General features: G+C 54.6%; 14 protein-coding genes and 19 tRNA genes. 26 read left to right on the top strand and 7 right to left on the bottom strand.

Going from position 1 to position 21,469, the window contains the following annotated elements; translation table 11 throughout:
- Window positions 1-222: 222 nt before the first annotated feature.
- On the top strand, window positions 223-1,194 hold the full coding sequence (gene epmA / locus ACXAGQ_RS27160) for an elongation factor P--(R)-beta-lysine ligase (protein ID WP_475258173.1): 972 nt from the start codon (window positions 223-225) through the stop codon (window positions 1,192-1,194).
- A 298-nt stretch (window positions 1,195-1,492) separates the two neighbouring features.
- Here epmA and ACXAGQ_RS27155 read toward each other — a convergent pair whose 3' ends face one another.
- The 6 genes from ACXAGQ_RS27155 to rsgA form a co-directional block, all read right to left on the bottom strand.
- The gene (locus ACXAGQ_RS27155) at window positions 1,493-2,389 is read right to left on the bottom strand and encodes a DMT family transporter (protein ID WP_475258171.1); all 897 of its coding nucleotides are present in this window, start codon (window positions 2,387-2,389) and stop codon (window positions 1,493-1,495) included.
- A gap of 174 nt (window positions 2,390-2,563) precedes the next feature.
- Window positions 2,564-3,292, bottom strand: a complete 729-nt coding sequence (locus ACXAGQ_RS27150) for a carbonic anhydrase (RefSeq protein ID WP_475258170.1) — start codon at window positions 3,290-3,292, stop codon at window positions 2,564-2,566.
- A 231-nt stretch (window positions 3,293-3,523) separates the two neighbouring features.
- Window positions 3,524-5,407, bottom strand: a complete 1,884-nt coding sequence (locus tag ACXAGQ_RS27145) for a methyl-accepting chemotaxis protein (RefSeq protein WP_475258169.1) — start codon at window positions 5,405-5,407, stop codon at window positions 3,524-3,526.
- A 241-nt stretch (window positions 5,408-5,648) separates the two neighbouring features.
- Window positions 5,649-7,064 (bottom strand): SLC13 family permease, encoded by a 1,416-nt coding sequence (locus tag ACXAGQ_RS27140; RefSeq protein ID WP_475258167.1) that lies wholly within the window; start codon window positions 7,062-7,064, stop codon window positions 5,649-5,651.
- A gap of 134 nt (window positions 7,065-7,198) precedes the next feature.
- Window positions 7,199-8,080, bottom strand: coding sequence for an archaetidylserine decarboxylase (gene asd, locus ACXAGQ_RS27135; protein WP_475258166.1), 882 nt, complete (start codon window positions 8,078-8,080; stop codon window positions 7,199-7,201).
- 143 nt (window positions 8,081-8,223) lie between these two features.
- Window positions 8,224-9,276, bottom strand: a complete 1,053-nt coding sequence (gene rsgA, locus ACXAGQ_RS27130; protein ID WP_475258164.1) for a small ribosomal subunit biogenesis GTPase RsgA — start codon at window positions 9,274-9,276, stop codon at window positions 8,224-8,226.
- A gap of 137 nt (window positions 9,277-9,413) precedes the next feature.
- Here rsgA and orn point away from each other — a divergent pair, with 137 nt between their 5' ends.
- The 20 genes from orn (at window position 9,414) to ACXAGQ_RS27030 (ending at window position 12,315) form a co-directional block, all read left to right on the top strand.
- Complete coding sequence (gene orn, locus ACXAGQ_RS27125) at window positions 9,414-9,959, top strand: oligoribonuclease (RefSeq protein WP_475258163.1); 546 nt, start codon at window positions 9,414-9,416, stop codon at window positions 9,957-9,959.
- A gap of 132 nt (window positions 9,960-10,091) precedes the next feature.
- Window positions 10,092-10,168 (top strand) — tRNA-Met (locus ACXAGQ_RS27120).
- Between the two features lie 18 nt (window positions 10,169-10,186).
- A tRNA-Gly gene (locus ACXAGQ_RS27115) sits at window positions 10,187-10,262 on the top strand.
- 34 nt (window positions 10,263-10,296) lie between these two features.
- A tRNA-Gly gene (locus tag ACXAGQ_RS27110) sits at window positions 10,297-10,372 on the top strand.
- Window positions 10,373-10,406: 34 nt separating this feature from the next.
- Window positions 10,407-10,482, top strand: a tRNA-Gly gene (locus ACXAGQ_RS27105).
- Window positions 10,483-10,516: 34 nt separating this feature from the next.
- A tRNA-Gly gene (locus ACXAGQ_RS27100) sits at window positions 10,517-10,592 on the top strand.
- 33 nt (window positions 10,593-10,625) lie between these two features.
- Window positions 10,626-10,701, top strand: a tRNA-Gly gene (locus ACXAGQ_RS27095).
- A 33-nt stretch (window positions 10,702-10,734) separates the two neighbouring features.
- Window positions 10,735-10,810 (top strand) — tRNA-Gly (locus ACXAGQ_RS27090).
- 42 nt (window positions 10,811-10,852) lie between these two features.
- Window positions 10,853-10,929: transfer RNA gene (locus ACXAGQ_RS27085), tRNA-Met, on the top strand.
- A gap of 109 nt (window positions 10,930-11,038) precedes the next feature.
- Window positions 11,039-11,114 (top strand) — tRNA-Gly (locus tag ACXAGQ_RS27080).
- 42 nt (window positions 11,115-11,156) lie between these two features.
- Window positions 11,157-11,233, top strand: a tRNA-Met gene (locus ACXAGQ_RS27075).
- A 109-nt stretch (window positions 11,234-11,342) separates the two neighbouring features.
- Window positions 11,343-11,418: transfer RNA gene (locus ACXAGQ_RS27070), tRNA-Gly, on the top strand.
- Window positions 11,419-11,460: 42 nt separating this feature from the next.
- Window positions 11,461-11,537: transfer RNA gene (locus ACXAGQ_RS27065), tRNA-Met, on the top strand.
- 3 nt (window positions 11,538-11,540) lie between these two features.
- Window positions 11,541-11,616: transfer RNA gene (locus ACXAGQ_RS27060), tRNA-Gly, on the top strand.
- A 42-nt stretch (window positions 11,617-11,658) separates the two neighbouring features.
- A tRNA-Met gene (locus ACXAGQ_RS27055) sits at window positions 11,659-11,735 on the top strand.
- 93 nt (window positions 11,736-11,828) lie between these two features.
- Window positions 11,829-11,904: transfer RNA gene (locus ACXAGQ_RS27050), tRNA-Gly, on the top strand.
- Window positions 11,905-11,946: 42 nt separating this feature from the next.
- A tRNA-Met gene (locus tag ACXAGQ_RS27045) sits at window positions 11,947-12,023 on the top strand.
- Window positions 12,024-12,026: 3 nt separating this feature from the next.
- Window positions 12,027-12,102, top strand: a tRNA-Gly gene (locus tag ACXAGQ_RS27040).
- Window positions 12,103-12,144: 42 nt separating this feature from the next.
- A tRNA-Met gene (locus ACXAGQ_RS27035) sits at window positions 12,145-12,221 on the top strand.
- A gap of 18 nt (window positions 12,222-12,239) precedes the next feature.
- Window positions 12,240-12,315, top strand: a tRNA-Gly gene (locus tag ACXAGQ_RS27030).
- An 846-nt stretch (window positions 12,316-13,161) separates the two neighbouring features.
- On the opposite strand, the gene queG is transcribed toward ACXAGQ_RS27030, so the two are convergent.
- Entirely contained in the window at window positions 13,162-14,289 is a 1,128-nt protein-coding gene (gene queG / locus ACXAGQ_RS27025; RefSeq protein WP_475258259.1) for a tRNA epoxyqueuosine(34) reductase QueG, read from the bottom strand.
- A gap of 173 nt (window positions 14,290-14,462) precedes the next feature.
- Here queG and ACXAGQ_RS27020 point away from each other — a divergent pair, with 173 nt between their 5' ends.
- The 5 genes from ACXAGQ_RS27020 to miaA are packed head-to-tail and all read left to right on the top strand — an operon-like array spanning window position 14,463 to window position 21,418.
- Entirely contained in the window at window positions 14,463-15,953 is a 1,491-nt protein-coding gene (locus ACXAGQ_RS27020) for an NAD(P)H-hydrate dehydratase (protein ID WP_475258161.1), read from the top strand.
- A 7-nt stretch (window positions 15,954-15,960) separates the two neighbouring features.
- Complete coding sequence (tsaE, locus tag ACXAGQ_RS27015) at window positions 15,961-16,425, top strand: tRNA (adenosine(37)-N6)-threonylcarbamoyltransferase complex ATPase subunit type 1 TsaE (protein WP_475258159.1); 465 nt, start codon at window positions 15,961-15,963, stop codon at window positions 16,423-16,425.
- A gap of 4 nt (window positions 16,426-16,429) precedes the next feature.
- Window positions 16,430-18,319: a LysM peptidoglycan-binding domain-containing protein gene (locus tag ACXAGQ_RS27010; protein ID WP_475258157.1), complete on the top strand. Its 1,890-nt coding sequence runs from the start codon at window positions 16,430-16,432 to the stop codon at window positions 18,317-18,319.
- A gap of 2 nt (window positions 18,320-18,321) precedes the next feature.
- On the top strand, window positions 18,322-20,490 hold the full coding sequence (mutL, locus tag ACXAGQ_RS27005; RefSeq protein WP_475258155.1) for a DNA mismatch repair endonuclease MutL: 2,169 nt from the start codon (window positions 18,322-18,324) through the stop codon (window positions 20,488-20,490).
- Window positions 20,483-21,418 (top strand): tRNA (adenosine(37)-N6)-dimethylallyltransferase MiaA, encoded by a 936-nt coding sequence (gene miaA, locus ACXAGQ_RS27000; protein WP_475258154.1) that lies wholly within the window; start codon window positions 20,483-20,485, stop codon window positions 21,416-21,418. Before mutL ends, miaA begins: the two co-directional genes overlap by 8 nt.
- The last annotated feature ends 51 nt before the right edge of the window (window positions 21,419-21,469 follow it).

The raw sequence follows: 21,469 nt of genomic DNA, 5'->3' as shown, positions 1-21,469 counted from the left end.
GTGACTTTGTTGTTAACTTTATATTTGTTATTGGTGTTTGTTTTGCGAACGGCTTGGTTGGAGGTTGATCACAATCTTTCATAACATTTCATAACCATTCTTCCCTTCAATATATGCGCTAAGTTTGGCGGGTATTTCGCTGCTGATTTGCACTGTGAGCGGGCGGGGATTGAGGTAAAATACTGCCTTAATCCACTCTATATTTGTTGAAGAACACAGGTTATGACCACCCATTGGCAACCCACGGCTCCGATCAGCCGTCTTAGGCAGCGTGCAGCGATCCTTGCGACGATCCGCGACTTCTTTGCCCAGCGTGAGGTGATGGAAGTTGATACCCCGGCGATGAGCCAGGCGACGGTAACGGATATCCACCTCCACACTTTCCAGACAACCTTTGTCGGCCCGGGCTATGCCGATGGCCAGCAGCTTTACCTGATGACTAGCCCTGAGTTCCACATGAAGCGTTTGCTGGCGGCTGGCAGTGGGCCTATCTACCAGATTTGTAAGTCATTTCGAAATGAAGAGTCGGGCCGTTTCCACAACCCGGAATTCACTATGCTGGAGTGGTACCGCCCGGGATTTGATCACCATGCCTTGATGGACGAGATGGATGACTTGCTGCAATTGGCATTGCAGTGCGGCCAAGCCGAGCGGATGACCTACCAGCAAGCCTTTGTTGATGTGCTGGGGGTTTGCCCGTTGGAAGGCAGTATGGCTGATCTGAAAGGGGTCGCTGCGGGGCTGGGGCTGGCCGATATCGCAGAGCCTGAGCAAGACCGCGATACCTTGCTGCAGTTGCTGTTCAGTGTGGGGGTCGAGCCGAAGATTGGTCAGCAAGCCCCGGCTTTTGTCTTTGACTTCCCGGCGTCGCAGGCAGCATTGGCACAGATCAGCCCGCTAGACAACCGTGTTGCCGAGCGCTTTGAGGTGTACTTCAAGGGCGTTGAGCTGGCCAATGGTTTCCATGAGCTGTCCGATGGTGACGAGCAGCTCTCCCGCTTCGAGGAAGATAACCGCAAGCGCGAGAAGATGGGGCTGGCGCCACAGCCAATCGACATGCATTTGGTGTCGGCGTTGCGTGCCGGTTTCCCGGATTGTGCCGGGGTCGCTTTGGGCGTGGATCGTTTGATCATGCTGTCACTGGGTGTGGATCATATTGATCAAGTCAGTGCGTTTCCGATCACCATAGCCTAAATGCTGATCTTGGGGCAGGGCAGCATATCCTAGCTGCTCTGCGAGCAGCCAGACCAATGAACCGCGCGGCAAAATTGCCGCGCTGTTTGCTTCTGCAGCCAGAAACGGTTCATACCTCTGGTGGCAGGAGGGTATCACTGCCGCGGCCAAAAATGCTGGGGGAACAGCCAGTTTTGCTAGTGTTATCGTATCTCTATTGTTTTGGCGTTGTCGCTGGGGAGGATTCCAAGGCGCCTTAACCAAACAGGTCAAAGCATAATCAAATTAAATCATAAGTGCAAATGATTATCACTTGTGATTAGTGTGTCAATATCATCATGGTACCCAGTACCGCCAACACGGCACCCAGCCAGGCGGCTGCGGGCGGGCGCTCTCTCGTGTACAGCCATAACAATGGCAGGATCATGATGGGTGAGGTCGAGGATAGTAGGGCAACCATGCCGACATCACCATCGCGCAGGGCATAGAGGATCAGGGTCATACCAATCGCCATCGCCAGCAGTCCGTTGAGGGCAACCTGCAGAAAGATACCCAGGTTGATCGGTTGCAGTGGCCGGGCAAAGTGAGCACCGCTTAGGCGCAGTATGGAGTGGGCGGCAAAGGCACTGGCCATTCTGACCGCAGAGGCGGCAATGGGATCGACGGCGGTTTGCATGACGGGCTTGGCGATAATTGCCCCGATGGACTGGCACAATGCAGCGGTCAGTCCGAGCAGGATGGCAAACACCAGCGAGCCATGGTTGCCCTCCCAGTGTTGTTGCCGTTCATTGTTGTGGCGACGGCCGAAAGCAATCGCGACAGCGACCCCGGCAAATACTGCGATACTGCCGGCCAGCTTCCAGCCTTGCAGGATCTCGCCAAACAACCATATCCCCAGCAGCGCCGAAAACACCGCATGACAGGCAAACAGCAGGCCGCCACGGCGGGGGCCGATACGGTTGAAGCAGGCAAACAGGGCGGTATCACCAAAAAAAATGCCGATCACGCCGGATAGCATCATGATACTGGCATAGTCCCACTGCATGCTTGCCCAGCCGCCGTTGAACCAGGCCATGCCCGAAAGCATTACGGTGACGCAGGCCATCCGCCAGCGGCTATAGGCAAAGGCACCCAAGTGGCGCGAGGGAGTGACGGAGATCAGGCTGCTGACCGCCCAGAGCAATGCGGCTGCCAGAGCCAGCCATTCGTAGTTCATGTTTATCCTTGAAGTGCGGTGATATCCTTATTGATACTGGGTATCTTGCGGGATATCCGCAATGGGACGCAAGGAGATTGTCGGACAAGGCTTTGGCTGGCGGGAAGGTCAACGGGAAATGCCGGCGCTTTAGTCACAGCGCCGGGTATAGAGGCAATACTCTGGGTTAATCGCTTATTCCAGAATAACCCGGGCATTGAGCGGCTGCAGCGGGCGGGCATTGTCACCCATCACCTGGTGCAGGCTGTCGATTTGTTGCTCGGTACCGGTTTGGGCTTCACGCATCACAAACCAGCGCACCCCTTCGCTGCATGGCGGGGTGGTGAGCGAGCCGTTGAAGCGGTAGTACTCACGCTCCCGTGGCAGCAGGTCCGCAGGGTTCAGAGTGTCATCCAAAGGCTGGATCTGGTCTTTTTCCGGCACGGTCGCCAGTAAGCTGTTGAAGGCCTCGTTGCCCCTTGGGCCGCTCTTGAACATGGCCGCGACAACAGCGAGCTGGCCTTCTGCATTGGCGTGGACAAAATGCACCTCCAGCGGGAATTGCTTGCCGGCAATATAGTTTTCCGATGGGGTATGGAAGTGGAACTGCTTGAGGTCGAAGGTTTGATCATCGATAACCAACTGGTTCTTGCCCTCGACATTGGCCTGCACGGTATGGCCATTGTTAATCACCTCGCGCACCTTGCCCTGGTAGTCGATTTGCAGCGGTGTCAGTTCGGCCTTGACGGTTCGCTTGATATCGATGGGAGTCTGGTTAGCCCCTTCGCCGCAGGTGGCAAAATGCTTGCCCCAGTTATCGACGCCGTTCTCGCCCTCATAGCTCCATTCGGCTGCCTGGGTTGTACTGCCGATTGATGCTGCCGCCATGGCAAGCAGCACTACGTTGAGTGATGGTAATTTCACAGTCGTTCCTCTCTTGTTGTTATGGTCAACTAGCCAATCTCCTTAGTGTAGAGGGTAGGGCTGGGCTGTGGAGCAGTAGGCGCGGGATTTGGCAGCTATATCCGGTTATCGGAAAAATAACTGCGGGTTAGTGAAAACCTAGTTATTGATTTTGAGAGATATTTCTAAAAAAGCCGCCCAGGAAAGGCGGCTGTATTTATTGGTGGGGCTGACGAGGGCAAACGCGAGGGACTACACCTTGAAACGTGAAACGTCGCGGCACATGCTGGCTGCCGTGGTGTGCATTTCCTTGGCGCTTTCGGTCACCGCATCGGTTTGCACCGAGAGGTGATCGGATACGTCCTTGATGGCCTGGGTATTGCGGCTGATGTCTTCGCTGACCGCCCGCTGTTCTTCGGCGGCGCTGGCGATTTGGGTAGCCATATCCGAGATTTTGCTGATGGCTTGGGTGATTTGGCTCAGGCTGTCACTGGCGGCCTCGGCAAAACCGACACTTTCGCCGGCAAGGTTGGTACTGGCCTGCATGCTGTCGACGGCCTGGTGGGTATTTTGCTGCAGGGTCTCGATCATCGCCCGGATTTCCTCGGTCGAGTCATGGGTACGCTGGCTCAGCACCCGCACCTCATCGGCGACCACGGCAAAGCCCCTTCCTTGCTCGCCCGCCCGGGCGGCCTCGATGGCGGCGTTGAGCGCCAGCAGGTTGGTCTGCTCGGCAATACCCTGGATAGTCGACAGGATCTGGTTGATGTTCTGGGCGTTGCTTTCCAGTTCGTGGATCACGCTTGCGGCATCCTGGACCTGCGTTGCCAGTGAGGTAATAGCGTTGCGGTTCTGGCTGATCACCTGCTGCCCCTGCTCGCAGGAGCTGGTGGAAGCCTGGGCTGCTGCCGCCGTCATTTCGGCATGGCTGGCGACTTCGGCCGATGTAGCGGACATTTCATGGATTGCAGTGGCAATCTGGTTGATGTCGTTCTGCTGCTCGTTCACTTTCTGGTTGGCTTGCACGGTTTGCTGAGCCGACAGTTCGGCCTGCTCGCCGAGGCGGTCAGACTGGGTGACCACACCTTTGATCATGCTCTGCAGCTGGCCGAGGAAACGGTTCATGTTATCGGCCAGCACACCAATCTCATCCATCCTTTCAATATCAATGCGCTGGGTCAGATCGCCCTGGCCTTCCGCCAGTTGGGCAACGGACTCATTGAGGCGAGATAGCGGACGCAGCAAATTGTTGATAATTAACGTCGCGATCGCCGAAATCACTATGTACAGGCCGACTGAGGCCAGCAGTACAAAAGTGATCTGCTCGCCGATTGAGGCAAAGGCCAAGTCCTTGTCTTCCACCAGGGCCAGGGTCCAGTCGGTGCCCGCGATCGGGGTGGCGAAGATCAACTTGTCGCTGCCGTCGCTGTCGAGGTGGAAAGTGTGAATGGTTGGGCTGGCGACTAAGCGTTGCAGCAGCTGCGGGGTAAGCTCGCTATCGAGTTGGGTTAGCGGCTGTTGGCTGAGTGATTCATCGCGGTAGGCAACGATGTTGTTGTTGCCGTCAACCAAAAAGGCAAACCCGTTGTTGTCCAGCTGCAGGTTGAGCACCTGGTCGATGATATCGGTGATGGTCAGGTCCGCCGCCAGCACGCCGCGGTGTTCCCCCTGGAAGGCTTTGGCAAAGCTGACGACTATGCTGCCGTCGAAATCCTCGTAGGGCTCGGTCAGGATCAGGCCGCTTTGGCGCATTGCATCCTGGTACCAAGGGCGGGTACGCGGATCATAACCTTCCGGCCAATCCTCGGTTTTGTCGCCATAGGCAATCGAGCCGTCATTGAACCCGGCGTAGACCGACAGGAACTGCCCGGCACGTTTGGACAGCAATAGCTCGCGGTCGACATTGTCCTGATTGGCGATCAGGCTCTCGTTAGCCAGCATCATATCGCTGCGAATGGCGAGCCAGTCACTGATGTTACTGCTGGTGCCCTGGGCAATATCACGCATCTGGTTGTTGATGGCGGTGGTGGTCTCCTGCCTGAGCTGGGAGATGGAAATCCAGGCCTGTACGGCACTGACCGTGGCGATGATCACAGCAATCGCCAGCTGTATTTTGTGTTTGATCGTTAGCTTCATGATTATCTCTCTCGGCTGCCAGGTGTTGGTTTTATATAGGTGGCATTTCCGGTGTGTTGATGGAGCGATGTTTACCACGGGTAAAGCGAAAACCCCCTTGGTGGAAGGTGAATAATCATCATGGATAATTCACATAAATAACGTGATCGGGTTAACAGACTTATGCGATAGGGGAATCAGAAAAACAAGGTTGTGTGAAGGCTGCATATGCCGCCTTCACACTTTATCGAGAAGGTATCTGTCAGGTTAATATCATTGCGCCGATATAGACGACCACCAGGCCGACTACGCCGATAATTAGGCCGGTTTTGGCCATGTCTTTGCTTTCGATGAGTCCTGTTGAATAGGCCAGTGAGTTCGGCGGTGTCGATACCGGCAGGATCATACCGAGCGAGGCCGAGAAGGCCACGACCACCAATACGCCCTGCAGGCCACCTAGCGAAGCCAGGCTCTCCATCGATGCAGCAACGGCAGCAGCGATAGGGATCAACAGGTTCGCCGTCGCTGTGTTGGACATGAAGTTTGCCATCAACCAACAGATAATTGACAGGGTCAGGACGACGGCAATCGGAGATAGGGCATCGTAGTCCACCGCGTGGGCAAGGGCGCGGGCCAGACCGGTCTTATCCAGGGCCAGACCGATGGCAATACCACCGGCAACCAGCCACAGCACTTCCCAGTTGATCAGTTTGATTTCCTCTTTGCCCATGATCCCGGTTAGGGTGAACACCGCTAGCGGGATGATCGATACCACATAGACATTCATGCCGTGCAGCGAGCTGGTCATCCACAGCAGGATGGTCAGGCCGAAGGTAATGTATACCACAATGGCCTGCCAGCTTTTCTGGAATTGGCCATTGAGCTCAAGCTGCATGTGTGCCTGTGTTGATGGGAACATCTTTTGCAGCAACCACCAGGCAAAGGCCAGCTGGAGGATCACAAACGGCAGGCCGATCATCATCCAGCCAAGGAAGCTGATGGCGTTCTCGCCGGTTAGGTACTGCAGGGCGATGGCGTTGGGCGGGGTACCGATAGGGGTGGCAATACCACCGGTATTGGCCGCGATCGGGATACACAGCACCAAGGCTTTGATACCGATATCGCCCTTTGGTACCGAGGCTACGATAGGGGTCAGCAAGGCCAGCATCATCACCGTGGTGGCGGTGTTGGACATGAACATCGAGAATATCGCGGTGATCAGCATCAGGCCGAGCATGATGTATTTCGGCTGGGTGCCAAAGGGTTTTAGCAGTACCCGCGCCAGGTTGTTGTCCAGTTCATACTTGGAAGCGGCAATCGCCAGTGCGAATCCACCCATGAACAGGATAATGATCGGAGATGAGAAAGAGCCGAGGATATCGGTGTATTTGAGTACCTCTCCCATTTCGTGCCCGGCGGGTGGAGTGCGGAAGGTATGCAGCCCGCTGTCGGAGATCATGATCAGCTGCGAGGTGATGATCAGGATCGAGGTGGCAAAAACCGGGACGGGCTCTAACACCCAGAGAAGGGCGGCGAGGGCAAAGATAGCGAGTAGACGATGTTGGGAAACGGTTAATTCAGCAATCGGAATCGCATCGATAGGCAGCATCAGTATCCCGAGCGGGATCCCGAAAGCGACCAGCAGCTTAACTAGCTGGGATAAAGGTATTTTTTTCATAGTATGTTGGTTTGCTTATATTATTGACTGTCCCCAGCATACTATTTGGATGTTGATATTTTCCTCGATATGGTCAATTTTTTGCATAAAAAAAGGGCCGTAAAAGGCCCTTTTTGTTCAAAAATGTTAACCGTTTAGGCTTCTGGCTGTTCCGCTGCAACGCGGGTTGCATAGGCGCTGCCCATCTTGGTTGGTACACCGGCTTCCAAGCCTTCGACAAACGCAATGGCATCTTTCGGGAATAGGTTAATCACAGTAGAGCCTAGCTTGAAGCGGCCCATTTCATCCCCTTTCTTCAAGGTGATGGCTTGCTCGCCCTCGGCCGGGTAATTCCAGCGGTGGATCTGCGGGCTGCGCGGAGGCGTGATGGTACCGGCCCACACGGTTTCAATGCTACCGACAATGGTGGCACCGACCAGTACTTGAGCCATCGGACCGAATTCGGTATCGAAGATACAGACCACACGCTCGTTGCGAGCAAACAGGTTAGGTACGTTCTTTGCTGTCAGCGGATTTACCGAGAACAGCTCACCCGGGACATAGACCATATGGCGCAAGGTGCCATCGCATGGCATGTGGACACGGTGGTAATCCTTTGGTGACAGGTACAGCGTGGCAAAGTGGCCGTCCTGGAATTCATCGGCCAATGCCTGGTCGCCACCTAGCAGCTCGACGGCTTCGTAGGTGTGCCCTTTGGCCTGGATCAGCTCGCCGCCAGTGATTGGACCTAGCTGGCTGACACAGGCGTCAGCTGGGTGGCTGATGGTCGCCGCATCGTCATCGATTGGGCGGGCGCCGTCTTTGAGTTCACGGACAAAGAAATCGTTGAAGGTCGCGTAAGCCGCTGGATCTGGGTTACGTGCTTCATTCATATCAATGCCGTACTGACGGATGAACCAGCGGATAACTGCGGTCGTTAACTTGCCAGCCTTCATAGAGGCAAGCTTGCCTGCTAGCTGGGTAAGGGTTTGCTTTGGCGCGCAGTACTGCAAGCCGATTTTGAAATTGTCGTGCACGGTATCGTCCAGAAACAGTGAGTTTTTCAACAAGATAGTTACGTTATTATAACGTCGGCTGGTAATAATACCTAACTTGTTGGCTAAAGTCAGTTACTTGCTGTCGTGGTTGCGGCTCCCTACGCAAAGGGAGCCGCCAGCGATCAATCAGGCTTGTTGCGCGAGAATTGCCGGTTGGCGACATTCTCCGACATGCTGTCGATGATTTTGTGGTAGCTGTCGTAACGGGCCTGGTGGATCTTGCCCTTCTCGACGGCTTCGCGAATGATGCAGCCTGGATCATTGCCGTGCTTGCAATCGCGGAATTTACAGCCGCCAAGGTAATCACGGAACTCAACAAAGGCTTCGGTCACTTGCTCAGGCTCAAGGTGCCACAGGCCAAACTCGCGTACCCCCGGAGAATCAACCAAATCACCGCCGTCAGGGAAGTGGTATAGGCGCGCAGCGGTAGTGGTGTGCTGGCCAAGGCCGGAGTTCTCTGACACATCACCAACTTCTGCATCGACTTCCGGCATCAGGGAATTCACCAAGCTGGATTTGCCGACACCTGATTGGCCGGCAAAAATGCTGATGTGGCCCTTGAGGTCTTCGCGCAGGCCGTCAAGCCCTTCGCCAGTCTCTGAACTGACAAGGCGTACTTCATAGCCAATCTCTTGGTACAGCGCGAGCGTTTGTTCAACGTGTTTGCGATCTTCCGCTTCAAGCAGATCAACTTTATTGAGCACGATCAGTGGCGGGATCCCAACTGTCTCGGCTGCTATCAGGTAGCGGTCAATAATGTTGAGAGATAGCTCGGGCAATACCGCGGATACGATAATGATCTGGTTGACGTTGGCCGCCACCGCTTTGACGCCATCATAGTAATCGGGGCGGGTCAGCATCGACTCACGTTCGTGGACGGCTTCAACCACACCGTTAATACCTTGCAGGGCCTCAACGCCCGGGCGCCATACTACACGGTCGCCAGACACGAGGCTTTGGATACTCCGGCGCAGGTTGCAGCGGTGGATGATCCCGGTTTCCGGGTCTTCGACATCGGCATGCTGGCCGAATCGGGTGATCACCAAGCCTTCACGAGCAGACTCCAGCAGGGCTTCATCCCACTGGACATCATCTTTTTCGCGCTTCAGTCGTTTGTTTTGGTTAGAGCGCACGCGGCGGCTCTGACCTTTAGTAAGCTTTTTCTTTTTTGCCACAAGAATATCGTTCAGTTAAGTTGGCTTACGGTAATATACCAATGTGTCGCCAGCCGAAAACCTGCAGTGGTAGCCTCGGCAATGGCGTTAGTTTGGTATTATCATACATGGTTTACTCATAGAATAGGCAATATCCGATGATGATCAGCGATCAGAACCTTATTTGGATCGACTTAGAAATGACCGGGTTGGATCCCGAAACCCATAAAATCATTGAAATTGCGACAATTGTGACCGATGCGCAGCTCAATGTCCTGGCGGAGGGACCGGTACTGGCGATTCACCAGCCTGAAGCTGAATTGACCAAGATGGATGAATGGTGCACCACGACCCACACCAACAGCGGTTTGGTTGAGCGGATCCGCAATAGCCAGGTTAGCGAAGACGAAGCGGTACGCCAGACAATCGACTTCCTGGAGCAGTGGGTGCCGAAAGGGGCATCACCAATTTGCGGTAACAGCATTGGCCAAGATCGCCGCTTCCTCTACAAGCACATGCCTGAGCTAGAGCAGTACTTCCATTATCGTTACTTGGATGTCAGTACCCTGAAAGAGTTGACCCGCCGCTGGAAACCAGAGGTATTAGATGGTTTTAGCAAGAAGGGCAGCCATTTAGCGCTTGATGATATCCGCGACTCGATCGCCGAATTGCGCTACTATCGTGAGCAGATCATGAAAATCTGATGAGGAAATAGACGGTTGGATGGGAAAGATCAAATTTTTTTTGAGATCTATTGCATCCCTCTCATTTCCTCGTATAATGCGCAGCCTCGAAAGGCAATTCTTAGTTTGGTTTGCCTTTCAATATAATACGGACGCGGGGTGGAGCAGCTTGGTAGCTCGTCGGGCTCATAACCCGAAGGTCGTCGGTTCAAATCCGGCCCCCGCAACCAATTCTCTTTAGAGAATATGCGACACTAGCTCAGTTGGTAGAGCGCAACCTTGCCAAGGTTGAGGTCACGAGTTCGAACCTCGTGTGTCGCTCCAGATTTATGGCTTTCATTGTGCCTAACAGTGACATGCGACACTAGCTCAGTTGGTAGAGCGCAACCTTGCCAAGGTTGAGGTCACGAGTTCGAACCTCGTGTGTCGCTCCAGATTTATGGCTTTCATTGTGCCTAACAGTGACATGCGACACTAGCTCAGTTGGTAGAGCGCAACCTTGCCAAGGTTGAGGTCACGAGTTCGAACCTCGTGTGTCGCTCCAGATTTATGGCTTTCATTGTGCCTAACAGTGACATGCGACACTAGCTCAGTTGGTAGAGCGCAACCTTGCCAAGGTTGAGGTCACGAGTTCGAACCTCGTGTGTCGCTCCAGATTACGGCTTTCATTGTGCCTAACAGTGACATGCGACACTAGCTCAGTTGGTAGAGCGCAACCTTGCCAAGGTTGAGGTCACGAGTTCGAACCTCGTGTGTCGCTCCAGATTATGGCTTTCATTGTGCCTAACAGTGACATGCGACACTAGCTCAGTTGGTAGAGCGCAACCTTGCCAAGGTTGAGGTCACGAGTTCGAACCTCGTGTGTCGCTCCAAATTAAAAAGCCCTCATCATGCTTTGAATGATGAACTACGGACGCGGGGTGGAGCAGCTTGGTAGCTCGTCGGGCTCATAACCCGAAGGTCGTCGGTTCAAATCCGGCCCCCGCAACCAACAATTTCAGACAGTCTGGCGAATGCTTTGTCATAACCCTCAGGCCGTCGACGGAAGCGCCGCCCGGATCAAATCCGAGCCCCGCAACCAATTCTCTTCAAGAGAATATGCGACACTAGCTCAGTTGGTAGAGCGCAACCTTGCCAAGGTTGAGGTCACGAGTTCGAACCTCGTGTGTCGCTCCAAATTAAAAAGCTCTCATCATGCTTTGAATGATGAACTACGGACGCGGGGTGGAGCAGCTTGGTAGCTCGTCGGGCTCATAACCCGAAGGTCGTCGGTTCAAATCCGGCCCCCGCAACCAACAATTTCAGACAGCCTGGCGAATGCTTTGTCATAACCCTCAGGCCGTCGACGGAAGCGCCGCCCGGATCAAATCCGAGCCCCGCAACCAATTCTCTTCAAGAGAATATGCGACACTAGCTCAGTTGGTAGAGCGCAACCTTGCCAAGGTTGAGGTCACGAGTTCGAACCTCGTGTGTCGCTCCAAATTAAAAAGCTCTCATCATGCTTTGAATGGTGAACTACGGACGCGGGGTGGAGCAGCTTGGTAGCTCGTCGGGCTCATAACCCGAAGGTCGTCGGTTCAAATCCGGCCCCCGCAACCAAATGCGACACTAGCTCAGTTGGTAGAGCGCAACCTTGCCAAGGTTGAGGTCACGAGTTCGAACCTCGTGTGTCGCTCCAAATTAAAAAGCTCTCATCATGCTTTGAATGGTGAACTACGGACGCGGGGTGGAGCAGCTTGGTAGCTCGTCGGGCTCATAACCCGAAGGTCGTCGGTTCAAATCCGGCCCCCGCAACCAACAATTTCAGACAGTCTGGCGAATGCTTTGTCATAACCCTCAGGCCGTCGACGGAAGCGCCGCCCGGATCAAATCCGAGCCCCGCAACCAAATGCGACACTAGCTCAGTTGGTAGAGCGCAACCTTGCCAAGGTTGAGGTCACGAGTTCGAACCTCGTGTGTCGCTCCAAATTAAAAAGCTCTCATCATGCTTTGAATGATGAACTACGGACGCGGGGTGGAGCAGCTTGGTAGCTCGTCGGGCTCATAACCCGAAGGTCGTCGGTTCAAATCCGGCCCCCGCAACCAAATGCGACACTAGCTCAGTTGGTAGAGCGCAACCTTGCCAAGGTTGAGGTCACGAGTTCGAACCTCGTGTGTCGCTCCAAATTAAAAAGCCCTCATCATGCTTTGAATGGTGAACTACGGACGCGGGGTGGAGCAGCTTGGTAGCTCGTCGGGCTCATAACCCGAAGGTCGTCGGTTCAAATCCGGCCCCCGCAACCAATTCTCTTTAGAGAATATGCGACACTAGCTCAGTTGGTAGAGCGCAACCTTGCCAAGGTTGAGGTCACGAGTTCGAACCTCGTGTGTCGCTCCAATTTCAGGATAGATGTGCTCCCACGAGGAACCTCGTGTACCTAGTCGGCCACATCACTCCAATTTCTGCTGCCGCTGCAATGTGCAGGGGAACGGCAAAGCTACTACTGTGAAGTATTAGTTCAATTGCAACATTCCTGGACTATTCGACTCTCGATAGTCTTGTGTGTTGTCCCAATGTTCCATAACCGAAGTGTTATTGGGAACCATTATGAAGCGATCAGCTTCGAAAACATCATTGTTGATATTGCCCCTGCAGCCTTATGGCTGTTTATTTTTATCCTGCAATATCAAGATGCTCTGTTTAGTGTCAAAAGACGACACAAGCTCTTTGAATGGTTTGATACGGGTAATGTAAATTACCAGCAGGGAGCTGTGAATCGTATCTGTCTTAATTTATCCCGACCAGTCTATGCCCGAATGCCTTGCCGTTCGTGGGCTAGAGCTTGTGGCGGATAGAAAATACTGAGATCGTGCACAGAGTTATCCACAAAAGCATCTTGTGGGTAAGTCGGTTGATTACGTGTGCCGATACCGTGTGAACAAGTCTGTATTTATCTTTTTATTCTTCAATAAAACAATAATCGATAAAAAAATATCCACAGTATAAAGTGTTGTTTTTTATAGGTTTGGTGACATTTGCTCAAGACTTATATACAACTTGATCCACTCTGTGGATGTTTGGATAACTTTTTTTGAGTAGCAGATATTGAGCTGTGTTTAATATTGGGAATAGCAGATAAAGAGGCAAAAATGGAAATGTTTTCCACATTAGTTCAGAAGCCTGATCAAGCTCTCACTCTGTGTGGATAACGTTGCAATATGGTAGCCGGAGTCATTCCCCTTGCTAGGCATCCCGCGGTAGCCCCTTTTCCACGATGCGTACCAGCCGCTTGGTGTTAGACGGCAGCACGCTGATAGCTGTTTGTTGGCGCTTTTCGAGCTGCTTGCCTTTCGCCCAGTGGATATGCTCATCCAGTAATGCACTTTCACCTTCCCTGGACGCCAACGCTTCGAGAATCTCGGGATTATAAGGGGCGTTCCCCATCGCAATGGTCAAATTGCGCAGCCATTGGATATGGCCAATCCGGCGAATTGCAGACCCTTCGGTATTTTTTAGGAAGGTCGCTTCAGTCCAAGCATAGAGTGTAGTTAAAGGCTGCAACTTTAGGCTGTCACGGCAGTGATAATCCGCTTCTTCTGTCACATCTGAAAAACGGTTAAACGGGCAAACTAATTGGCAGTCATCGCAGCCGTAGACCCTGTTGCCGATGGCTTCTCGGAACTCTTCGGGTATCACCCCATCAAATTCGATCGTTAGGTAAGAAATACAGCGTCTTGCATCAACGACACCTTCCTCGACAATCGCTTGGGTCGGGCAGCTGGTCATACAGGCCACGCACTTGCCGCACTGGTTTTCTTCGGGCTTGTCGACTGGTAAAGGCAGATCAATCAGCAGTTCTCCAAGAAAGAACCATGATCCAGCCTGCTGGTTAAGCAGCAGCGAGTGCTTGCCTGTCCAACCCAGCCCGGCTTTTTCAGCCAGCGGGCGCTCTAGAATGGGGGCGGAATCGACAAACGGGCGGTAGCCGAAGGGGCCGACTTCTTGCTCGATAAGCTGGCCAAGGCGTTTAAGCCGGTTGCGGATAAGTTTGTGATAGTCACGGCCGAGGGCATAACGACTGACATAGGCCGTTTCAGCATGGCTCAGGCTGTAGGCAAAACTTGCCTCAGGCGGAAGGTAGTCCATTCTCGCGCTGATCACCCGGACTGTGCCCGGGTGCAGTTCGGCAGGGCGGGCCCGCATCATGCCGTGGCGGGCCATCCAGTCCATCTCGCCATGGTAGCCGGCATCGAGCCAGCGCTGGAGCTGGGCTTCATGCTCGCTAAGATCGACATCGCTGATCCCAACCTGCTGGAAGCCGAGTTCTTGGCCCCACTGCTTGATTTTCTGGGTCAGTTCGCGATAGTCGATGGTCATACTTCAATACCGAGCTTAATTGGGGGCGGAAGTTTACCACAACCACAGCAAATGTTGAGAGGATCATCATGAAGATCTTGGCCTAATGATCGATCTAGGCCTGGTTGTCGCTACAATGGAACGGGTTGGTATAGGTTTGGCTGTAACAGGCTGGGCAGGAGGATACGATGAGTACGGAATATTGGTCTGGCAAGCTATATCGGGCGGAGCAGGTACGCCGTGGCGAGCGGCAGGCGGCTTCACTGCAATCCCTGGCGATGTACCAGTTGATGGAACGAGCCGGGATGGCCGTTTTTCAGGAGCTTGAGCAAAGCTTTGCCCGCCATAACCATGTGCTGGTTTGCTGCGGTGGCGGTAATAACGGCGGCGATGGTTATATTGTTGCCCGTTTGGCCCTTGAGGCTGGCTATACGGTGACGCTCTGGCACCAAGGGGAGCCGGCGCGGCTGCAGGGGGATGCCGCTCGGGCAAGAGATACCTGGCTCGCAGCCGGCGGGCAGGTTTTACCGCCGGCTAATAGTGTGCCCGAGTCGGTTGATGTTATCGTGGATGCGTTGCTGGGAACCGGCCTCTCGGGTGAGGTTCGCCCGGAAGAACAGCGTTTGATCTCGATGATCAACCGGATCGCCTTGCCTGTTATTGCCATCGATATCCCCTCTGGCTTATGTGCCGATACCGGAAAGGTACTTGGCCAAGCGGTCAAGGCTAAGGCGACTGTCAGCTTTATCGGTAGCAAGCAAGGGCTATGGACTGCAGAGGCAGCGGGCTATGTGGGCCGGGTGTGCTTTGCCGGCTTGCAGGTGGCCGATGACTTTGAGCAAATTGAGCCGCCTTCGGCCCGGTTGATCCAAGCCGATGACATTGCCCTTTCTCTTCCCCCGAGAGCTCGCAATTCCCATAAGGGAGATCATGGTCGGATCCTTTTGGCCGGCGGTGATCATGGTATGGGCGGGGCGATCCGCATGGCGGCAGAGGCGGCGGCAAGAGCCGGGGCTGGGCTGGCAGCCGTGTTGACGCAACCTGACAATGTATTGTCAATTATCACGGCCAGACCTGAAATAATGGCCGTTGGTTGGCAACAAACAGACAAGGTATTGTTGGCGCAGCGCCTAAAGTGGGCCGATGTATTGGTACTCGGGCCGGGGCTTGGCCAGTCAAGTTGGAGCCAGTCGCTATATAGCGAACTTACCAACACTGAAAAAAGCCTAGTCGTGGATGCGGATGGATTGAACTTATTGGCGCGTTCACCAGACTATAAAAATAATCGTATAATTACTCCTCACCCCGGTGAAGCAGCCAGATTGCTAGATTGCTCGGTCCAAGAGGTGGAAGCCGACCGTTTTCGTGCCGCCAGATCGTTGCAAGCCAAGTATGGCGGTGTCGTTGTGCTTAAAGGAGCCGGGACTTTGGTCGATGATGGTACCCAGTGCTGGGTGTGTGCTGCCGGCAACCCCGGTATGGCAACCGGCGGAATGGGCGATGTACTCTCCGGTGTCATCGGGGCCTTGTTGGGGCAGGGTTTGTCTACGGTTGCGGCGGCCAGGTGCGGGGTATGGATCCACAGCACGGCTGCCGATCGCTGCGCAGTAGAGGGGGAGCGTGGTATGCTAGCAAGCGATTTGTTTCCTCATATTCGACAATTAGTAAATCCAAGATAAGAAGATAATGCATAGTTTTGAAATCCTGCTCGCCGATGAGCAGGCGACGGTAGATTTAGGCCACAAGTTGGCACATGCCTGTCAGCGCCAGACCACCATCTATCTGCATGGTGATCTGGGGGCAGGGAAAACCACATTCAGCCGCGGCTTCATTCGCTCTTTGGGTCACCAGGGCAATGTTAAAAGCCCAACCTATACCTTGGTTGAACCTTATGAGCTGCCGCCTTGGCAGGTCTATCATTTTGATCTGTATCGCCTTGCCGATCCCGAGGAACTGGAGTTCATGGGGATCCGTGATTATTTTGCCGCGGATGCTATCTGCTTGGTGGAGTGGCCAGAGAAGGGCGCTGGGCTGCTGCCAGAAGCTGACCTTGAACTGGACATGCGCTATCACGGTGAACAACGCAAAGTCACCCTGACGGCAAATAACGAATACGGTAGTGAGCTCATTAAACGCTTGGAGTTGAGTTGATAGGATGTCGTTACGGGCTTTTTTTCATGCTGTGATTTTAGGGGCCAGTCTGTTTAGTTCACTGGCGGTGGCAAATGAGCTCAAGGGGGTTCGGGTTTGGCCGGCACCAGACGAGACTCGCGTGGTGCTGGATCTTACTGAGGATGCGGTATTCAGTTACTTCACCCTGACCAAGCCTGACCGCTTGGTGGTGGATCTCAAGCAGACAACGTTGAATACCAAGCTGCCTGTGGTGGTTAAGGACAGTGCAATCCTGACCAAAATCCGCAACAGTGGAGCACCGGAAAAAGGGACGTACCGCCTGGTATTGGAAATGAAGTCAGGCATGACCCCGAAGCTATTCAAGCTGGCGCCGACACCGGATGGGACTTACAGCCACCGTCTGGTGATGGACTTGCCGCATGGCAAAGCCGCAACAGCAAAGAAGCCTGAACCGACATCGAAGCCGAACGTGGCCAACCAGCAGGCCATCTTGCCATATGGTACCGACGATATCATTGTCGCCATTGACCCTGGTCACGGCGGTGAGGATCCAGGTTCAATCGGGCCGAGCCGCTTGTACGAAAAGAAAGTCACCTTGGATATTTCGAAAAAGGTGGCGGCACGGATCAACGCGACGCCGGGGATGAAGGCGGTGATGACCCGCCAGGGCGACTACTTCGTCAACCTCAACCGACGGACAGAAATTGCCCGCCAGGGGCGTGCCCACTTGCTGGTGTCGATTCATGCCGATGGCTTCCACAAGCCTCAGCCGCGCGGGGCATCGGTCTGGGTGCTCAATACCCGCCGCGCCAACAGCGAAATTGGCCGTTGGATAGAGCAGCATGAGAAGCAGTCAGAGTTGCTGGGTGGCGGTGATGTGCTGTCCGGTGGTACCGATGATCAGTACTTGAGTATGGCGGTACTCGATCTGCAGTTTAGCCACTCGCAGAAAGAGGGCTACGACGTAGCCAACCGGGTATTGAAGGAAATGAGCAAGGTGACCACCCTGCACAAGAGCAAGCCGGAGCATGCCAGTCTGGCGGTGCTGAAGTCACCGGATATTCCGTCGCTACTGGTTGAAACCGGTTTTATCACCAACCCGACCGAGGAGCGGCTGCTAAACTCGAAGTCACACCAGAACAAACTGGCGGATGCGGTGTACCGTGGGGTGTTGTCGTATTTCAACGAGAAGCCACCGGAAGGAACCTTGTTTGCTTCGCGCAACCAGGGAATCAAGCATAAAGTGACTAGCGGCCAGTCGCTGAGTGTGATTGCCAACCGCTACGGCACGTCAGTGGCGGCGATCAAACAGGCCAATAACCTCAAGTCGAATACCTTGAAGGTCGGGCAGGTACTGGTGATCCCGGGCAAGGTGCCAGCTGCTGCACCAGCGGCAACCGCGGCGGCAACGACGACTAAAACGGTGACCCATACCGTCAAGCGTGGCGATTTCCTTGGCAAGATTGCTAGCCAGTACGGGGTGACGGTTGCCAGTATTAGGAATGGCAACAAGTTACGTTCCGATGAGCTGGCAATCGGCCAGAAGCTGAAAATTTCAGTCAAGGTCCCGCTAGTGGCATCGGCTCCAAGGAATACCGGGACTACTACCAAAACGGTGACCCACACCGTCAAGCGCGGCGAGTTCCTTGGCAAGATAGCCGGCCAATATGGTGTGACGGTGGCAAGCATCCGCAGTGCCAACAAGCTTCGCTCCGATGAGCTGGCGGTGGGGCAGAAACTGAAAATTTCGGTGCAGGCCCCGGCTCCGGTGGTGCATACCGTGCAGCGTGGGGAGTTTCTCGGTAAGATTGCCACCCGCTATGGCGTGACCGTAAGCCGCCTGCGTGAAGCGAACCAGTTACGTACCGATAAACTGGCTGTTGGACAAAAACTTACTATCCCGAGTAGTTGATTATGCCTATTCAGATCTTGCCAGCTCGGTTGGCGAACCAAATTGCCGCTGGCGAGGTTGTCGAGCGGCCAGCCTCGGTGGTCAAGGAGCTGGTTGAAAACAGCCTGGATGCTGGCGCAACCCGGATCGATATTGATATCGATAAGGGCGGCAGCCGGACGATCCGTATCCGCGATAATGGCAAGGGGATCCCGAAAGACGAGTTGGGCCTCGCCCTGAGCCGTCATGCGACCTCGAAGATTGCCACCCTCGATGATCTCGAGGCCATTGCCAGCCTCGGCTTCCGCGGTGAGGCGTTGGCCAGTATCAGCTCAGTCTCGCGCCTGACACTGACCTCCCGTACTGCCGAGCAGGAGGAAGCCTGGGCGGCGTATGCCGAAGGGCGAGATATGGATGTACAGCTTAAGCCTGCCGCCCACCCGGTCGGTACCACATTGGAAGTGCTTGATCTGTTCTTCAATACCCCAGCCCGCCGCAAGTTCCTCCGTACCGAAAAAACCGAATTCGGCCATATCGATGAGCTGTTAAAGCGCATTGCGCTCAGCCGGATGGATGTCACCATCAATCTGCGCCACAACGGCAAGGTGGTGCGGCAGTACCGCGCCGCCAATACCCAAATTCAAAAAGAGCGCCGCTTGGCCGCCGTGTGCGGGCAGGCGTTCTTGGACCATGCGCTGGCGGTTGAGTTAGCGCATGGTGACCTCAGGCTCGGTGGCTGGATTTGCAGCCCGCAGGGTGCCCGATCCCAGAACGATATCCAGTACTGCTACGTCAACGGCAGGATGATGAAGGATAAGCTGATCAACCATGCAATCCGCCAAGCCTACGAGAGCAGCCTAGCGCCGGATCAGTATGCGGCCTATGCCCTGTTCATCGATGTTGACCCGCACCAGGTTGATGTCAATGTTCACCCTGCCAAGCATGAAGTCCGTTTCCACCAGGCGCGCCTGGTGCATGATTTTATTTGCCAGGGGCTGCAAAGCGCATTGATCGAAGGCGCGGCGGATGATCCCGAGCAAGTTATGAATATTCCGGCGCCAAGGGCCAGTGCCCATGCGCCGCAGGCGGCATACTCTCCTCCTGTATCAGAGGCTTTCCCATCACATGAGCATGGCATTGCCGAGCCAGATGCCGCCTCAGCGGCTATTGCCCGTACCCCGGATTACCCCAACAAGGCCCCCGCGCGGGATTGGTTGTCCAGCGGCTCTGCGGGAAATAGCGAAAGCCACGAAAGTCGTGGGAGCGGTGCTGGGCGAGCCGAGTCTTCAGGCGCATCGGCCTACCGTGAGCGGTCGGCGCCGAGGGATGCCCAGGCCTATCGCGACAGCGATTATTCACCAGGCAGCAACTCGTCAAGCTACAATTCCTCAAGCAGCAGTTCGCCAAATAGCGCAGGGCGCTCTGGGGGCGGTCAGCGCGCGCGCCAGCAAGAGGATGGGCCGAGCCCGGAAGAAATTGAAGCCTACCAGCAGTTAATGCGCACGGTGGAGTCGGCACCGCAGCCGAACTCGCCGAGCCAAGTACCGGCGCAGCCATCTGCGCCAGCGCCTGCCGTTACCCAGCCGCCGGCCCGCCAGGATGCCATCGACACCGCCAACGGCATTGGCCTAGGCAAGGCTTTGTCGCTGGTGGCGGAACAATACCTCTTGCTTAGCCGCGATGAGGGATTGGCGCTGTTGTCCCTGGCCAGGGCTCAGGGGCTGCGTACCAAAGGGCAGTTGCGCTTGGCACAGACGGAGGGGTTAAAGCCGCAGCCGCTGCTGATCCCTCACTCCATCCCTGTCGAGCCGAATATGGTAGACTGCGCCGAGCAACATGCATTGCTGCTCAAGCAGTTGGGTATCCAGCTCAAGGCCAAGAACAAGCAACAGCTTGTGATTTTGTCGGTGTGCCAGCCGCTGCGCCAGCAGAACCTGCAACAGTTGATACCGGCGCTGCTAGCCTATTTGGCTGCGGTAGCCGAAGATCCTGAGTCGCAAGGCTGGGACAAACTTCTCGATTGGCTTTCTGGTCAGCTGACCGAGGCCAGCGGGGCCTATAGTTTGTCTCAGGCGATCCAGCTGGTCACCGAGCTCGAGCAGCTCTGGGGACCTGAACTCGAATACTATTTTCCAGACTTGCTGCGTCCGGTCGACGTGAGTGCAGCAATAGAAGCGTTTAATTATGACTAAGCCATTACCTCAGGCGATATTCCTGATGGGCCCGACTGCGTCGGGCAAAACCGATCTGGCGATCCGGTTGCGCCAACAACTACCTGTAGAGTTGATAAGCGTTGATTCAGCCCTTATCTATAAAGATATGGACATCGGTACTGCCAAGCCGGATGCCGATGAACTGGCGCAGGCACCGCATCGATTGATCGATATTCGTGATCCAGCGCAAAGTTATTCAGCTGCGGACTTTCGCGCTGATGCACTGAAAGAAATGGCTGATATAGTTGCACAAGGGCGCATTCCTTTATTGGTTGGTGGTACTATGTTGTACTACAAAGCATTATTGGAAGGTTTGTCACCGTTGCCAGCGGCAGATCCGGTGATCCGCGCTCAGATTGAGCAGGAAGCGGCGGAAAAAGGCTGGCAGGCGATGCATGAGGAGTTGGTGCGGATTGACCCGGTTTCCGGGGCTAGGATCCACCCCAATGATCCCCAGCGCCTTTCACGCGCATTGGAAGTTTTTCGTATTTCGGGTAAAACTTTAACTGAGCTTACGAAAACTCAAGGTGATACCTTGCCTTACAGGGTACACCAGTTTGCAATAACTCCCACGGATAGGGCTGTGCTGCATCGGCGGATCGAGCAGCGTTTTGAAAAGATGATCGAAGCGGGTTTTGAACAAGAAGTTCGTGCTTTGTATGAACGAGGTGATCTGCACCCAGATCTCCCTTCAATACGCTGTGTAGGCTACCGCCAGATGTGGGAATATTTGGACGGGCAGTGCTCTTTGGATGACGCGGTGTTCCGCGGTATCTGTGCCACCCGTCAATTGGCGAAGCGTCAGATCACCTGGCTGAGAAGCTGGAAAGACCTGACGTGGTTGGATAGCAGTGACCCAGAATCTGCGTTACAAACCGTCACAAACTCAGTTAGATGTGATGTTTGATTAGCGTGTATACTGATTACTGTTTTGCGTATTTTTAATTTTGTTCGTTGC

The sequence above is a fragment of the Photobacterium sp. ABD4_091 genome (assembly GCF_056160145.1).
This window is presented reverse-complemented; position numbering and strand designations above follow the sequence as displayed.

Coding starts and splice junctions, on each gene's coding strand:
- epmA (WP_475258173.1), top strand. CDS start 223: ATGACCACCCATTGGCAACCCACGGCTCCGATCAGCCGTCTTAGGCAG.
- ACXAGQ_RS27155 (WP_475258171.1), bottom strand. CDS start 2,389: ATGAACTACGAATGGCTGGCTCTGGCAGCCGCATTGCTCTGGGCGGTC.
- ACXAGQ_RS27145 (WP_475258169.1), bottom strand. CDS start 5,407: ATGAAGCTAACGATCAAACACAAAATACAGCTGGCGATTGCTGTGATC.
- ACXAGQ_RS27140 (WP_475258167.1), bottom strand. CDS start 7,064: ATGAAAAAAATACCTTTATCCCAGCTAGTTAAGCTGCTGGTCGCTTTC.
- orn (WP_475258163.1), top strand. CDS start 9,414: ATGATGATCAGCGATCAGAACCTTATTTGGATCGACTTAGAAATGACC.
- ACXAGQ_RS27020 (WP_475258161.1), top strand. CDS start 14,463: ATGAGTACGGAATATTGGTCTGGCAAGCTATATCGGGCGGAGCAGGTA.
- tsaE (WP_475258159.1), top strand. CDS start 15,961: ATGCATAGTTTTGAAATCCTGCTCGCCGATGAGCAGGCGACGGTAGAT.
- ACXAGQ_RS27010 (WP_475258157.1), top strand. CDS start 16,430: ATGTCGTTACGGGCTTTTTTTCATGCTGTGATTTTAGGGGCCAGTCTG.
- mutL (WP_475258155.1), top strand. CDS start 18,322: ATGCCTATTCAGATCTTGCCAGCTCGGTTGGCGAACCAAATTGCCGCT.
- miaA (WP_475258154.1), top strand. CDS start 20,483: ATGACTAAGCCATTACCTCAGGCGATATTCCTGATGGGCCCGACTGCG.